This is a genomic window from Thermoplasma sp., from assembly GCF_023256435.1.
Lineage (GTDB): Archaea > Thermoplasmatota > Thermoplasmata > Thermoplasmatales > Thermoplasmataceae > Thermoplasma.
Window position 1 is genome coordinate 26025 of the sequence record NZ_JAGDXM010000007.1, and the last position, 381, is coordinate 26405.

At 54.1% G+C, this 381-nt stretch carries 1 rRNA gene (cut by a window edge); it reads left to right on the plus strand.

From position 1 onward, the window contains the following. A 23S ribosomal RNA gene (locus tag Q0C15_RS00710) occupies positions 1-381 on the plus strand (its annotated part extends 846 nt beyond the left edge of the window); the annotation flags it as partial.

Here is a 381-nt window from a genome sequence, read left to right on the forward strand (position 1 = left end):
GGCTGCGCCGACTTGTCAAACTCCGAACTTGTCGAGATCGTAGATGTCGGGTGCTAGGGGGCAGGGATAAGCTTTGCTTCCGTGATGGGAACAACCAAGACGAGGGTTAAGGTCCCTAAGTTCTAGTTAAGTGCACTAAATAGGTTTGTGGCCGAAGACAGTGGGGAGGTAGGCTCAGAAGCAGCCACCCTTTAAAGAGTGCGTAACAGCTCACTCACCGAGGTCACATGCCTAGAAGATGGAAGGGGCTAAAACTAGACACCGAGACCTTCGAGCACCGAAAGGTGATCTGGTAGGGGGGCGTGCCATGTGGGTAGAAGTCTCCCCGAGAGGAGGGATGGACCGCATGGTATCGCGGATCCTGGTGAAAGTAGCAGAGAA